Origin of the sequence: Paenibacillus thalictri (assembly GCF_004307995.1) — a bacterium.
GTDB lineage: Bacteria > Bacillota > Bacilli > Paenibacillales > NBRC-103111 > Paenibacillus_AF > Paenibacillus_AF thalictri.
Genome location: NZ_SIRE01000021.1, coordinates 142,692 through 158,309, shown reverse-complemented (window position 1 = coordinate 158,309; position 15,618 = coordinate 142,692). Strand labels below are relative to the sequence as shown.

Genomic DNA, 15,618 nt, shown 5'->3' with positions numbered 1-15,618 from the left:
CCTGAAAGGAATCATTTCCCTTCCCATTATATAGCCGGAACAAACGATAAAGAAACCTGTGATGACTTAAGGGCGAATCGGAACAAACACATCGTTAATATCCTGATGGCCGTTATTTTCCTTGTAATCTTCCTGTCTTTCAAAACGGAACGCTTCGAGAATCGGCAGATCGTTCGTGGAAAACAAATAGGCTTCTTCGCTGGAAGAGGTGTTCACATGCTCATGCCAAGTCCAAGCCGGCACGGCGAAAAAGTCCCCCTCCGACCAATCGAACCGAACGCCGTTCATCACGGTGTAGCCCTGCCCTTTATGGACATGATACACATTGCTGTGCACATGGCGGTGCGCTGTGCCTTTAAAACCGGCCGGCAATTTTTGCATGCGCGCGCCGATCCGGTCGTTGGCGTCTTTGCCTGTGGAAGGATTGATATATTCGACGGCATAACCTTCGAACGGGTCGGCCGGAAATTCGGATAATCCGTCAAGCGCGTTTTTTGTCAATTCCCACTTGAATCTTCCCAATGCGACGTTTTTAGGCTGGCGGTCGTTCAGCGGTCGGACCATGCCGCCCTGATAACGTTTGGAGCTGAAGTCGTCCGGAACAAGCAAAGGCTGCTGTTTATCCGGATGAAATTCGGTAAAGGAAACGTCCATCGCCATAATAAACGGAGTGTCCAGACAATCCATCCAAAACACCGTCTCATCGCCTTTGTTCGTATGATCGTGCCACGACCATGTCGGCGTAATCAAATAATCGCCGGGCGAAAACGTAATCTGCTCGCCGTCGACACGGCCGAACCCGCCTTTGCCCTTCATGACAAACCGCAGCGCCGTGGCCGTATGCCGATGCGACGGGGCGATTTCGCCCGGTTTGACCGCTTGCACGGCCGCATACAATGTCTGAGTCGCTCCTCCCCAGGCAATCGGCTTTAAATGCTTCATCCCCGGATTGACCAAATACACCGCGCGCCGTTCCGCCGAACCCGTTCCTACTTCGAGCAATTTTTCGGCGCGAGTCAGATAACTTTCAATCAGCTCGCTTTTCCACAAATACGGGATCGCCTTAGACTTCGGCTCAATCGTATTCATGTGATGAATGTGCGCCCACAGCGGGCCCAGATTGACGCTGTCCAACTCCTCATGGAACTGTTCGAGATCTTTTGACCATGCCGCCATATAAATCATCCTTTCGCGTGTGTTGAGATTGCGCCTATTCGGCGATACGATTCTCGATAACTCCGACGTTCTCCAGCTCGACTCTGACTACATCGCCGGTTTGCAGGAAGATGCCGCGCGCTTCGCCGACACCCCCCGGCGTTCCGGTACATACGACATCCCCGGGCTCCAAAGTCACGATATGCGACAGAAACTCAACCAGCTGCGGTACATCAAAAACAAGCTGCTTCGTATTGGAGGTTTGCCTTATTTCCCCGTTAACGGTAAGCGTAATATTTAAGTTGTGCGGGTCCTCGATTTCGTCCTTCGTAACCAGGCACGGGCCCATCGGCAGGCTGGCGTCGAGCGTTTTGCCCTGCAGCCACTGCAAAGTCCGTTTCTGCATGTCGCGCGCCGTAATATCGTTTACTGCGCAGTAGCCGGCAACGTAATCGAAAGCGTCGGCTCTGGGGATATCTTTTCCTTTCTTCCCGATGACAAAAGCAAACTCGGCTTCATAATCCAGCTTTTGGGTCAGATGCGCATTACGCGGCACATCGTCGAACGGACCGATCACCGCCGGGCCGAACTTGGCAAAAATAAGCGGCACGCTTGGAATCTCGCGTCCCATTTCTTGGATATGATCGCGGTAGTTGAGGCCAACGCAAATAATTTTGTTTGGCTTCGGAACCGGTGAACCTAAGGTGACGTCCGCTTTGTTATACAAAGCCGATGTCTGCGGTGTGCCCGCTGCGTATTCGATCGCTTCGCCCGCCGCTTTTACAGCAAAATCGCCGTTGGCCAAAAAAGCGGTCGGGTCGCTTGGCAGCAGCGCCTGCGCCAGTTCCTCCGCCCGGCCTTGCCCGGCTGCAATCAGCTTCTCGCAATAGGCCAGCTGCGGGTCAAGAATCGTATCGTCGCCCAGCAAAATGCCAAGCCGCAGCGGACTTCCATTTGTGGAATAAGTGACAAGTCTCATGTTTTTTAAACTCCTTTGCTCTTGTATTTATTGGTTTGCGATTGGATTTGTGCATGAAGCGTTTAGGAGACATAATGCAGTTTGCGTTCCAGCTCGGCCGTTAACCGTTCAAGTTCGGCCGCTCCCGCCGCTTTGCCGAATACGTACCGGTCGGGTCTAATCATAAAAGCAGCGGTATCATGCATCTGAAAAATAGACTTCAGCTCATCGCCGTGATCCGTCAGCACCACTGCATCCAGGCGGCTCCAGACAGCTTTTGTCTCCTCCGATACGTTGTCGATCACGTCGGGTTCGGCAATCACGGCAAACCGGTTGCCGACCGCATCGTCCATAAGCTGCCCGCTGCCCAGCCGAGGCTGAGCAAACAACGTTCCCGCCAGCTCCCCGTCTGCAAGGCGAATGCCGGAGCCCAACAACGGAGCAGGCTGCACTAACGTCCGCGTGTCTCCGCTTAACAGCTTGCGATCGCGTGCGGCAGCTTCCTCAGGATCCAGCACGGTAATGATTTTGCCAAGTTCAGTCGCCATATCGATAAATTGGCGCACATGCGGCGAACGCTCCGATTGGTACGTGTCGAGCAAGCTCTCTTCCGCTTGTCCGTGAACGACCATATTTAGCTTCCAGGCCAGATTTGCCGCGTCGCGAACCCCTGCGCACAAGCCTTGGCCGAGAAAAGGCGGTGTCTGATGAGCCGAATCTCCTGCCAGGAACACTCTGCTTTTCCTCCACTGCTTGGCGATCACCGAGTGGAAAATGTAAACGGAAGCCCTTTCCAGGGTAGCATCCTCCGGTTGAAGCCACCGGTTCAACAGACCCCACACCTGCTCGGGACGCTCCATCTCTTCTTTAGTTTCGCCCGGCAGCAGCATGATTTCCCAGCGGTAACGGTCGTAATCGCCGATCATCGGCACGTAGGTGATGGGCCTGGACGGTTCGCAATACTGGATTCCTTTCGGAGGAAGCGCAACTTCGCGTTTAAGCTTCACGTCTACGACAAGCCACTGCTGGCGAAGTCCCACATCGTCCATCTCAATTCCGAGCGAACGGCGCACCATGGAACGGCCGCCATCGCAGCCAATGACATAGGAAGCGCTTACTTCGATACTCTCATGTTTGGTCCGGTTGTCCACCCGCAATTGGACATAACCGTGCTTTTCCTCGATACCGGTCACTTCGTGCTCAAGGAACATTCGGACCTGCTCGAATCGCTCGGTCCCGGCGCGCAGCACCTGTTCGAAATTCGGCTGATAGAAGCGGTAATGATACTTCCAGCCTTGCGGACTGTCCCCTTCGGGCTTATCCAGCTTGAGCAGCACCTTCCCGTCCCCATTCAAAAACTCGTAGCCTTTAGCGCCGATAACGATGCGGTTTAATGCTTCGGATAACCCAAACGATTGGTAAATGCGCATCACCTCGGCGTCCATGTGGCTGGCCCGCGGCATATGATACACCGACGGCTCCTTTTCGAACACTGCTACCTTTAAACCGTAAAACCCAAGCATATTGGCAAGCGTAACGCCCACCGGGCCTCCGCCTATAATCGCCGCATCAAATTCGGCCTTTGCGGCGGTGCCCCCGATTTCTCCCTCCATCGTGTCCCCTCCCTGTAGTCAAATGGCATCGTTCCGATCAACACACCATATTGGCAAACCTTATTATTCACATTATGAATTATACAATTCATAATGTGAACTACATTTTTAGAATATCATTACTTTTTTAGCCGGTCAATACGGATTTTATTTGTGGATTTTTTATTGGCGGGTTATTGTTGATTTTGTTGATTTTCATGAACAACAAAAAACAGGGCCGTCCCTGAAAGCTGGATGCTTTAAGGACGACCCTGATCTGCTTAGGCCTTTTACAAGCCAATTTAAATCAATTGTGAATTTTTAAGCAAACGCTGCACCATGGCCGCAACTTCTGCCCGCGTGATATAAGCTTGCGGTTCGATCCGCCCCGCGCTTCTGCCTAAGACGATTCCCGCCTGCACACCCGCTTCAAAGCTTTCATGCGCCCATTCCGCAATGTCCGACTGGTCGAGGAAAGCCGCAAGAACCTGGCTGTTTGCAGGCAGCTTGCTTGTCAGCCCCGTGATCCGCATTGCTTTGGCAATGATTGCTACCGCTTCTTGCCTGGTGATGTTGTCCGTCGGCCGGAACGTTCCGTCCTCATAACCGGTAATCAGACGGTAGGCATATGCAGTCTGCACAGCGCCGTTGTACCACTTGTCCGAAGCGACATCGCGGAACGGCTGCATTCCTTTGGCCTGTACGCTTAAGCCAAGCGACTTGACGATAATTGCCGCAAATTCCGCCCGCGTGATATCCCGGTCCGGTTCAAACAAACCGTTCCCCGTTCCTTGCACGACCATACGCGAGCCCATATCGTTCACTGCATCCTTGCTCCAATGCTGAGCCGCGTCGGCAAATTCGAGCGGATGCCATACGACCGTATAGGTGCTGTTCGTTAAGCTGTTAATCGTCGCATAATAGCGGCCGCCGCTTTGGGTAATCTTGGTTGGGACGTGGCGCACTGATCCGTCGGGCTCTGTAACAACAGCCGTTGTTATTTTATTCGGATCGATACCTTCCGGCAGCGCAATCGTCCGCTCTACGTATACCGTGTAATCCGTGATTTCAACCGACTGTCCCCGGTATGAGGCGGTGACGGAAAAATCCACAGGCGGAACAACAACGCTAAAACCGCCGTCCTTCGCCGCATTTTCGACCACTTTCACCTTGCCCGCTTCGCTTTGGGAAATCTCGACTCTCACCTTGATCTCGTTGAGATCCGCGACCTGCCCCAGCTTGGCGGCAAGATTTTGAATATTGATTTGCAAGCTCGGCACTTTGTAGAAGGCCTGTTCGGTTCTCAGCTCCAGCGTGGCGCTCATCTGCTCCATCTTCCGAATCATCTCACCGGTCAGTTCCCCGGCAACGACATCCGATTTGTCGGTAAATACGACGGTTACCGTCGCATCTTTACCTTCAGCCGCCAGCTTTGCCTCCAGCTTCTGCTTATCGACGTCGATGGTTGTGACCGTACGATTGTTCACCTGCGCGACGGCGGCACTGCCCGCATTCTCCGCTTTGCCGTTGACATAAACAATAACTTCCTTACTTGTACTTGTACTGCTTGTCGTACTTGTATTCGTCGCGCCGGTATTGCCGGTGCTGTTATTGCTTGTATTGGTGGACGAGCCGCTTGAAGTTCCGGCACGATAAATCGACACAATGTAATACTTGACCGTCGTCCCATCTTGCGCCGTCACTTTAATATAAACCTTGGTCACTCCGCCTATAGCAAGCGCAATGGAGGAGCTGCCGGTCATTTCCGTCGTAAAACCGCCGTCCGTGTACAGCTTATACGTCGCCCCGGTAACCGTGACAATGCTCGACAGATTAAACGATGAGGTGCCGATGGGTACGCTCATATTCCAGACTACCGCCGCTCCTGCCGAGCCGCCGTTGCCGCCTCCTATCGACGCCGACGTCAGGCCGCCCACGCTAACCAAGCTGGCGTCACCATTTGGCGCCGCGGCGCGGTTCACTGTCACTTCGTAGTATTTCACCGTCGTCACGTCCTCGGACGTCACCTTAACGTACACCCGGGTTGCTCCACCCGCCGCCAAGGGAGCCGTCAAACTGCCCGTTATCTCACTTGTAAAAGCGCTATCCGTATACAGCCTGTACGTCGCTCCGGTAACTGTGACCATATCCGCCGGAAGCAGCGTTTGTTTGCCGTACGATACGTTGACCGTCCAGGTGATCGCAGCGTTAGCCGCTGTGCCGCTGCCGCCGCCCGTAGAGACAGGAGTTTGTCCCGCAACACTAACCAAGCCGGCATCGCTGCTCAGTGCCGCCGCGCGGTTTATTGTCACCGCATAATACATCACCGTCGCTGCGTCCTGTGCAGTAACTTTGACATACACGGTTGTCGAACCGCCTGCAGACAGCGGTACGGTCGAACCTCCAACGATCTCGCTTGAAAAAGCGCTGTCCGTATACAGCTTGTACGTTGCTCCAGTGACCGTCGCGATGTCCGCCAAATTTAATACTGTCTTGCTGTACGGCACACTCAGCGTCAATGCGGCAGCCGTTCCTGCGGTTTGGCCGTTGCCCCCTCCCGCCGCCGCCGGCACTTGCCCGGCAATGCCAGTCAAACCTGCAGCCGAATTGCTGACGGTTACCGTCAGCACCGGATCATTGCCGATGTTCATATCCAGCGTAAATGAATGGGCTCCAGCGCCCAGCGAAGCCAAATACTCCTTTTTGATCGTAACCACGCCTGAATTATCCACGCTATAGTTCGAGCTGCCAATGCTTACGCCGTTTAATTTGAAATCTGTCAGCGTGCGGCCGTTTGCCGTCAGCGTCGTCGTCACATCAGCGTAATGGCCTGTACTCGTGTCGGACGTATTGGTGTCAAATGTCGCACTAGCTGCACTGATCGTGCTGTCCGGCACATACTCGATGTAGCCGCCGTTCAGCTTGAAGTTGTCCGTACGGTAAACACCCGCCAACTTGATCGTCAGCTCCGGTGCGTCCGTGTCGTTTTCGGTATCGATGAACAGCGTTGTTTCATTGCCGGTTACCGACACCTGCACAGACCGCGCCGCCACCGACGTTCCGTCGCCGCTTGTAATTGTGCCGCCGGTAAAGTCAACAACAGGGTGAGCGTCGGTGTATCCGTTAATGACCTGGGTGGAATTTGTATCGGTCACATACACTGCGTTTGCAACTGTCCCAATCTGTCCATTGACGGATCCGTCGACAAAACCGACGACACGAATCCGGTCTCCGGCTCCGAACGACGAGATCGTATCCACACCGTTGTTGCCTTGGCGGTAAGCGATTGTGTCGGCCCCCGTTCCCAGTTCAATTGTATCGTTGCCGGAATTTGTCCAAATGTCGATATCGTTGCCGCCGAAGCTGTTGCCGACAAGATGCAGGGATGACCCTGCCAAAATGTCTCCTTCTATGATGCCGGTGCTGAATCCGGTAATGGTGTTGTTTCTGAGGACGACGCCCTTGGAGTAATTGACGCCGATACCGTCATTGGAATAACCCCCGTCGTTTGACGAATCACTGTTATGCCATGGCATAACGCCGGGGCCGGTAATCGTATTTCCTTCGATTAGAAAACCTTCTCCCGCCGCATACAAAAGAATGCCGGAAGGCCCGTAAAGCCCCACATTCAAATATGAACCGGGCTGTCCCGGTTCCGGAATCACCAGACCGATATCGTAAATACGGTTGTTTTTCACGACGCCGGTTGTGCCTCTGCGGTCCCCGTTGGCGCCTCCCATTCCGCTTCTGTCGGAGGAGGCGATTTGAATGCCGTTGCCCGTGCTGTACAACGTTTTCCCGTGGCCTTGAATATCATTATTTTGGATATCGACTTCCAGCGTTGGTCCCCATCCCAAAATACCGGTTTTGTGAAATTTCGAGACGGTGGAATTCGTCACCGTCACTTTATGCGAACCTGCGCCTGCAGCGCCTTCGAGCAAAATACTTTCGTTGTGATTGGCGCCCGATGGCTGGTCTTGAGGCACATAATCGCCCGGCAGCGGCGCAGGAGCAGTGCCGTAATCGGACCACAAGTCGCGCACATCGACAACCTTGACGTGGTCGATCGTCACCGTCGTATCCCTGACAGCTATGCCGTTAAAAGTGTAAAGCCCCTCCTCGCCGTTATGCGCCGCAATGTAACCTTGCTTGCGTCCGTCGACCGTTATATTTTTGATGTTGACGGTTCCCGGCGTTGAGGTTTTGACGCCAATAACCGCATAAATAAACTGATCCTTGAGGTTTTTCCAGCTGCTTTGCGCCAGGCTGCTTGAATCCGGAGACTCGATCATCGTGGTATCCGCGCCCGAGCCTTGCAGCGTAATGTTTTTCGTTACGGTCAGCTGGCCCCTGTACGTACCCGGCTTAATCGTAACCGTGTCGCCGTCCACTGCCGCATCAAGCGCGCTTTGAATGGTCGGATACCCGATGCTTGCGCCGCCGTGCTCCAATTGAGCAACGACCGCCCCCGGCAGCAGCGATAACACAACCGATGCCGTGTCGTTTGTTGGCATCATCTTGCTTTCGCTTTGGTAATTTGTCGCGGACGCGATTTGACTGCCGGTCGGCAGCCATAAAAACGCTTTGCCGTCCACCTTCGCCGGCGATTTGTAGGTGTAGCTGCCGCCGAGTGCGCCGGCGACCTGAGACTCAATTGTGGCGGCTGCCGGCGGGTTGGTTGTTGCCGTCAGCATGTAGACGTCGTCGCCGCCGGCTTTATTTTTTATGGACCGCGGATTCATTGACACTTCCATTGCAATCTCGCCGACGTTGCCCGTCGCGATGTAAATATCCTTCCCGAGAATGGACGGCCTTTGCGCTGTCGCGCCTTGCCCGCCGCGGACGTATATGTTGCCAGCAGCGCTGTCGATTTGCACGGTCTTACCGCTATTGCCACCAAAGGCCCGCAGACCAACACCGCCGACGCCGGTCGTTCCGTTGCCGCCAATAGATGTGATGTTAGCCCCGCTGCCGATCGTTATGTTTCCGCTATAAGAAAACAATCCATGCGAGCCGTTGACCGGACCGTTTCCTCCCGTTGCGGAAACCGTAGCGTTGGTGACCTGAATATCGCCGCTCACATATACGGCGGGTCCTCCTGAAGCTCCGGCAGCGGTGGCGTTGCCGCCCGTTGCGGTTAAATCGGCGTTAGTAATTTCAATACCACCGCCATTTGCATATACGGCCGTGCCGCCTGAGGTACCGGTTACAGCCATGCCGCCAGTAGCGGAGGCGCGTGCCCCGTCTTTGATCGTAATTTTGCCGCTGGGAGCAAAAATCCCATACCCGTTAACAAAACCGCTGCCGCCCGTTGCGGTTACCGCAGCTCCCTCAATGCTGACATCGTTGGTAATAAACATCCCCGATCCGCCCTCTAACCCGCCATTGACGCCTGTTGAAGTGACCGTGGTGGCTGTTCCGGAGATCGTCAACGCCAGCGAGAACATTCCGTCGCCGCCCTTGGCATTAGTATCGGCGCTTATGCCGCCGGTTGTCGTTACAGAGCCGCCGCTGATCGTGATGCTTGTATCGGCAAGTATGCCCCGGCCCCCTTCAAACGCGTAGCCGTTGGAATTGACCGCCAGCGCTTCGCCGCCCGTTGCCGTCAGTTGACCGCCTTCTACGGTCAGCTCGCCGGCTGTCTGCGGAAAACCCCAGCCTTTAAGATTAATCCCATATCCGCCGCGTCTTGTTACAATCGACCCGGAGTATGGCTGCGCGCTGCGATCGCCGTTTGTTTTACCGCCAATGGCCTCGACCGTGCCGCTTTTCACCTGCATATTGCCCCAATCGAGGAAAATGCCGCTGCCCGCCGATTCGTCCAGCGAATCGCCGCCGACCGCCTTGACGTTGCCTTCGATGATAAGTTTCGCTCCCGGCTGCGTAACGCCGGTGCCGTCCGACAACACATGAATGCCGTGGCCGCTGGCTGTGTTGGCTGCTGTGGACGCTTTGCCTAACGCCGTCAACGTCCCCGCGCCTTTGATCGTCAATTGATGGTTTGTTTTCGAATTGATCCCGTCAAAGCCGCTGATCGTATTGCTTCCGGTCACGTTCAACGCCGTAGCGTTCGGACTGTTCAGCTTCGTAAAGCTGATGCCGTTGTAGCTGTCCCCGGTTGGCGCTGTAATATTGAAGTTTTCGATGTTCAAAGTGATGTTTTCGTCAACCTCGACATATACGTTGTCGTATGTCTTACCTGCTTTGCCCTTTAGCGTAACGGAGGCATTGGCCGGTGCAGTCACATGGATTTTTACCGGCGAAGACGGAGCGTCGTCCGTCACTATTTCCAGCGTATCCCCATCCGCCGCGAGTGTGGCATCCTGCCACGAATACGGATTTCCATTCACGGTATAGTCTGTTGCGCCGTTAGCTTCCGCCCGCATGTCTAGCCCTGCCCAGCCCGGAAGCAGCAAGCAAATCGCAAGTAAAAGCCGAATTGCGGATTTTGTCATTTTCTTCATAACCATTCCCCTTTTTCATTGTGCAAAACCAGGTAAATAGACCCATACGACACTTAAGAAATACGTTTTTCCATAAATAACCCCCTGCCTTTTGCTTGTCGAAAATAAAACTTTATGCCTATTTAGTACTTTCGATAAAATCCGTCATTTTCCTTGATTCCCAATATTAAATAATGATTAAGTCCGCTCTAATATTGTATTAAGATACGTTAAAGCCTCCCCATCGAAGGATTGCCTCCTGTCCCCTGTCGGCCATTCCGCTCGCATTCTAATCGCTATTTTCCTTCATACATGCCAAATAGCCCGGAGCGGCCCGGGCTGTTTTATTGCGAACAAACAAGTGTTCCTTATGATTGCGCGACGCTTGAACGGCCCGCTTCAGCCGCGTTTTTCCAACGCCATAAGCTCTTGCTTAACAACTTCATTTGCTTCATCTTCAAATTGTTGTAATGCTTGCTCGGGCGTCAAAACCTTCGTAAATGCGGATTGAAGCTTTTTGGCAAAAATCGCCCTTTGTTTGTTGAAGCCCGGTGCCGCCAAACCGCCGTCCACGGCCAAGTCGGTTAATCTTCCTGCGAATTTTACATTTTCGTCCGTGCTATTCTTGTACATATCCGCAAATGATTTGCGTGTGGAAAGCGATTCGCTGGCCTTTACGGCCTCCGCGTTTTCTTTGCTTCCGAGAAATTTGGCAAACTCGATGGCCCATTTCTGTTTCACAGGATCCTCACTTTTGAATACGCCGTAGCCGTAGGTCGTCATATAAGAGGTCGCCCGTTCGCCAGGGGCATGTGGAGGCGCCGTGACATAAATATCGAACTTCTCGACATCACCTCTGGCCATCTCGCTTTTCATACGTGCGTATTGAATCGTCGCGCCTTGGATTGTCGCCACTTTTTGCTGGTTAAACAAAACGAGCGCGTCCGCCTGCTTAATGCCCGCCGCTCCGGGGTTAGCCAGCTTTTCATCGACCATTGTTTGCAAAAATTTCATCCCGGCGATCCCTTGATGATTGTTTAAAGTAATGCGGGAGTAATCCGCACTGAACGTCCTGGCGCCGAATCCCCAAATCCAGTTCAACAAGAAGGCGTCGCCCGAGGTTGTGTCCCCAAACAGTCCGACTCCGTAAACGCCGCTTAACGACGCCGAAACTTTGCGAATCGCCGCCACATACTCATCCGTCGTCCAGCTCCGGTCCTCATTAACCGGCAGCAATCCGGCGGCCCCCGCCTTTTCGAATAACGTACGGTTGACCATCAGCCATTGCGGCGAAATGCTCCAAGGCAGGTAATAATGTTTACCGTCGCGCAGTTCGGTCTGCGCCCACACGTTTTCGTAATAGTCATCCGTATATTCCTTGTCCAAATAGTCTCCGATCGGCACGATCAGCCCTTTCTGTGCGTACTCGAACAAGCGGATATCCGAATCCCCCAACACGTCCGGCATCGAGTTGGTTTGGATCGCTATCGCAACCTTTTCAGGCCCCGCTTTGGGATTCAGAAATTCCGTTTCGATCTTCACATTCCGATGCTTGTCCATGAAACGTTTGGCGGCATCGGCTTCCCAATCCCCCAACGTTCCGTTTGGTTCCGTCCCGGCAATACCCAGCCACTTCGGGTACGACCAGAACGTCAGTGTCACTTTTTCCGCTTGCGCAACCCCATCTCCGGCATGATCGGAACGATTGACAGTCCCCGTGCAGGCGGATAATCCAATAACCGCCGCAAGCATCAACGGGAGCGCCCAGCGCCTCCTGCCGTCCGCACTTTTTTTCACGACCGTTTCCTCCCCGATACCGTCTGATCCGCTGCAATACCTTCATTTATCATACACCGTTCGGCAGCTGCAGGAAACCAATTTACGATAGCTGGCTCCCTATTAACGATGTCTCAACGTTCTTGGCGGCGTCCCCCAATATCGCCGAAACAGACGGCAGAAATGGTTGCGGTCTGAGTAGCCAAGGCGGGCAGCGGTTTCCAGGACGGAAGCGCCTTCGCGCAGCATCGCTCTGGCGCGTTCCAAACGTTTGGATTGAAGACAACGGGAAAAGGCCATTCCCTGCTCCTGCTTGAACATCCGGCTCAAATACGACGGATGCATGCCGAAATGATCCGCTACCATCCGCAAACTTAAGTTCGGGTTGGTCAGCTCGTTGTCCAAATAAACGAGAATGCCTCTTACCGTAGCTTTTTTGCCATTCCTTCCATCCGCAGAAGCGGATGAAGCCAAGCGGCGAACCACGTTCTCGAATATGGCAAGACAGTTGATCTTATCGCTTACCCCCCACATCGGAAAGAGGCTGGCCGGATCGGTACCGGCCGCTTCGCGGATCGTTCCTCCGCTGACGTGGATAATGCGGATCAGAATGCCGCCGAGGTAGAAAGCGAGCTCCTCTACATCCTCGCTGCCGTCAGGCCGCACGAAACGTCTTGCCGAAAGAAACCGCAGCGCCTCGACCGCCACGTCTTCATTGCCTTGCAGCAGCGCGCCTTTAAGCGTTCGTATCGCTTCTTGTTCCGTCATCTCCTGCCTCCCGTTCGGCAGCGTATTGAGGCCCGCTCAAGTGCAGCCAACGATCCAGACAGTTCGCAACGCCAACGGCGATTTTCTCCATTCCCGTGTCGTCCGGATGGAGGAGATCCCCGGTTAATCCGTCAGGCCCGCCGATCAATGTCATCCCGTCCAAGATCGCAAGATGCTTATCGCTTTGCTGAAGTTCAGCAACGGCGGCTTCGATGGAGCGCCGGTAATCGGCAAGTTGGCTCCCCCTGCGGTTCGATTCTCCACGCCCGTCGGAGTTCCCCCGCCAGATCGGCGATACGCAAAGCAAAGGCGCATGCGGCTTATACCTTCTTACCGTGTGAATAAAAGTCCGGAATAACTCCATATATTCTTCGCCGCTCTCCAGCCCTCTCCCGTACGAGTTGGTCCCGATCGCCAGGCACAATACATCCCAAGCCACGTCCCGTCCCAGATGTATCGCCATGGCCGGGTCGGGAAAACCGGCGCCGCCATACCCATGATTCACCGTCTGTACATTCAACATCTTCCCGACAAGATAAGGATACGTGCTGAGCGGGCTGCCCGCGTACGATCCTTGCGTGATGGAATCACCATAGAAGCAAATTCGCGGCCGCTTGTCATCGGCTTCCGGCTCGTATTGAAATTCCGAGCCCACTCCGATACCGTGAAACGTCAACTCCCCTTTCCAAGGCAGTACAATCCGTACCGACCGCAGCCCTTTTCCCGCCGGTTTGACGGCTAATTCCGTGTATTCTCCGTCGCGCAGCTCGTATTCTTGTTCGGCATGCTGCGTATAAACGGCAAGCTGCTGTCCTCCCGCCCCTGGAGCCCGCCGGAACGAATAAGCGAATTGCAGCACATCGGCATCGGTGCGAAACCGTATTTCCAGTCCTGTCGGGTACACCGCCGTTCTCGCCATTTCACCCGGGAAGCGCCCCAGCCACTCTGCAGGAAGCCGGGCCAATCGGCATGTTCCGTTCTCCTCCGCGTGCCGCACCGCCCAATCGCATATTCCCGCCGTTTCCGCACTCATCCACTTCATGATCCATCATCCCCCTGATTCATCAAATTTCACTTATTTTCACCTATTGTAAGGCAAAACGCCTCATACGGGAATCATACAGATTTGCGATTTCTGCACTTTTTTTCAGTCATAAACATCATGCATCCGGTCAATTCATTCCTGTACCCGGCCATTCGCTTTTCTGCCATACTGAAGTTACGCTGGCAAGACCATTCCCTTCTAGTAAACGCTCTCATCATTATTTTAACAAAAAAGGAGTGTTTGTTTGATGTCGATTCAAAAAAAAGTCAAAATCACCTTATGCGCGTGGCTCGTATTTGCCGCAATGACCTGCGGGCTTCTGCCGGTCGCGGAAAGCGCCCCGGCCTATACGGTCACGACTAACCTGGTCGCGGACAGTCTCAGTCTTGCAAGCGGATATGCCTGGGTGCAGCCGCGTTCCACGGCCATTGAGCCCGGCGCTGCCAGCCGCAAACAACTGATGACCGTGGTGAAAAGAACTGTAACCGGCACGGATGCCATGTTCGGCATAGGTTTCATGACAAGCGCCGACGACGGCGCAACCTGGTCGGCGCTGACCGAACTGCCTTATGCCCGCCGCATGATGCCTAACGGTTACATGGGCATCATGGCAAGCGCCGTGCCGGTCTATCATCCGCCCAGCGGTAAAGTGATCGTCTTTGGCAACATCGTGTGTTACAATTCGTCCGGCGTTATTGCCGGCACCCGTTATCCGGCTTATACCGTATACGACCCGGTGACGGATACGTGGGCCCCGGATTACACCGTCATAACGGCTTATGAAAACTACAACCCGACCGGCGCTTACCCGTTCGTCAAACCGGACGGAACGATCCTTTGGCCGATGATGCTCGGCGGCGTGCAGATCGCAACGGCGACTTTTGACGGCACAGCGCTGTCGATCACAAACATGGGGCCAGTAGTCGCAAACAGCGGAACGGGCGGGGAAGCCCATCTAACCTATTACGGCGGCCAATATTATTTGGCGATCCGCGATACAACGACCGCCAACCGGATCGCGGCAAGCTCCGACGGCGTCAATTTCGCCAGCGCCGTAAATGTGAAGTGGGAGGACGGCACTTCGGTGCAAAGTGTCGATACCCAGATGCGCTGGGTTACGCACAGTGGCGGTTTATTCCTGGTCTACACAAGGGTTGATTCCAGCAATACGGGCATTTTTCGCAACCGGGCGCCGTTATGGATGTCGGAGCTTAATACATCGACGCTTAGACTGGTGAAGTCAAGCGAACACATCGTAATGCCCATTTCTCCGGGTAAGGACGATCTGGGCAATTTCGGAGCGGCTGCCGCCTCCCGGGATACAAGCCTAATCACATCCGCGGAATGGCAGCGCACTTCGACCAGCAAAAACCGGATTTATGTGACCCGCATCGCCTGGAGCGCGCCAAACAATACCGTGCCCATAGTCGTAGACAATACCGACCCCGGCTTCTCGGCTAACGCGCCGTGGGTGGCATCAACCATCGTTGCCGGATATTTGGGCGCTAACTATGTGACCGACGGAACAAGCGGAGCGGATACTTCGGCAAGGTGGGCGGCCTGGACGCCAACTCTCACGACAGCCGGGAATTACCGCATCTACATGCGGTGGACAACAGCAACCAACCGGCCTGACGCCGCTCCGCTGCGAATTGTCCACGACGGCGGTACGGATACCTCGGTGACCGTAAACCAACAAACCAATAACGGCAAATGGGTTCTGCTCGGCACCTATTCTCTGACTCCCGCTTCCGCACCTAACGTAAAAATATTGGCCACCGATAATGGCTACACGGTTGCAGACGCCGTGAAATTCGAGCTCGCTCCTTAAGTCTTAAGAAGCCGCCGGACCTTCCAATCCGGTGGCTCCTTTGCCGTTCC

General features: G+C 54.4%; 8 protein-coding genes. 1 reads left to right on the top strand and 7 read right to left on the bottom strand.

The annotated features are described in order from the left end of the window. Positions 1–66 precede the first annotated feature (66 nt). From EYB31_RS27095 to EYB31_RS27065, 7 genes are all read right to left on the bottom strand, one after another. Positions 67–1,176 carry a cupin domain-containing protein gene (locus EYB31_RS27095; RefSeq protein ID WP_240762902.1) on the bottom strand — a complete coding sequence of 370 codons (1,110 nt, stop codon included), beginning with the start codon at positions 1,174–1,176 and terminating at the stop codon, positions 67–69. 34 nt (positions 1,177–1,210) lie between these two features. Then, positions 1,211–2,134, bottom strand: a complete 924-nt coding sequence (locus tag EYB31_RS27090) for a fumarylacetoacetate hydrolase family protein (protein WP_131016579.1) — start codon at positions 2,132–2,134, stop codon at positions 1,211–1,213. Between the two features lie 62 nt (positions 2,135–2,196). Next, positions 2,197–3,726, bottom strand: coding sequence for a bifunctional 3-(3-hydroxy-phenyl)propionate/3-hydroxycinnamic acid hydroxylase MhpA (mhpA, locus tag EYB31_RS27085; RefSeq protein WP_131016577.1), 1,530 nt, complete (start codon positions 3,724–3,726; stop codon positions 2,197–2,199). Between the two features lie 281 nt (positions 3,727–4,007). Continuing rightward, positions 4,008–10,169 carry an S-layer homology domain-containing protein gene (locus EYB31_RS27080; protein WP_165452648.1) on the bottom strand — a complete coding sequence of 2,054 codons (6,162 nt, stop codon included), beginning with the start codon at positions 10,167–10,169 and terminating at the stop codon, positions 4,008–4,010. A 378-nt stretch (positions 10,170–10,547) separates the two neighbouring features. Beyond that, positions 10,548–11,945 (bottom strand): ABC transporter substrate-binding protein, encoded by a 1,398-nt coding sequence (locus EYB31_RS27075; protein ID WP_131016573.1) that lies wholly within the window; start codon positions 11,943–11,945, stop codon positions 10,548–10,550. A gap of 102 nt (positions 11,946–12,047) precedes the next feature. Continuing rightward, positions 12,048–12,692: a helix-turn-helix transcriptional regulator gene (locus tag EYB31_RS27070; protein ID WP_131016571.1), complete on the bottom strand. Its 645-nt coding sequence runs from the start codon at positions 12,690–12,692 to the stop codon at positions 12,048–12,050. After that, entirely contained in the window at positions 12,661–13,734 is a 1,074-nt protein-coding gene (locus tag EYB31_RS27065; RefSeq protein WP_131016570.1) for a GDSL-type esterase/lipase family protein, read from the bottom strand. Before EYB31_RS27065 ends, EYB31_RS27070 begins: the two co-directional genes overlap by 32 nt. A gap of 250 nt (positions 13,735–13,984) precedes the next feature. On the opposite strand from EYB31_RS27065, the gene EYB31_RS27060 reads away from it, so the two are divergent. Further along, the gene (locus EYB31_RS27060) at positions 13,985–15,568 is read left to right on the top strand and encodes a golvesin C-terminal-like domain-containing protein (RefSeq protein WP_131016568.1); all 1,584 of its coding nucleotides are present in this window, start codon (positions 13,985–13,987) and stop codon (positions 15,566–15,568) included. Positions 15,569–15,618 lie beyond the last annotated feature (50 nt).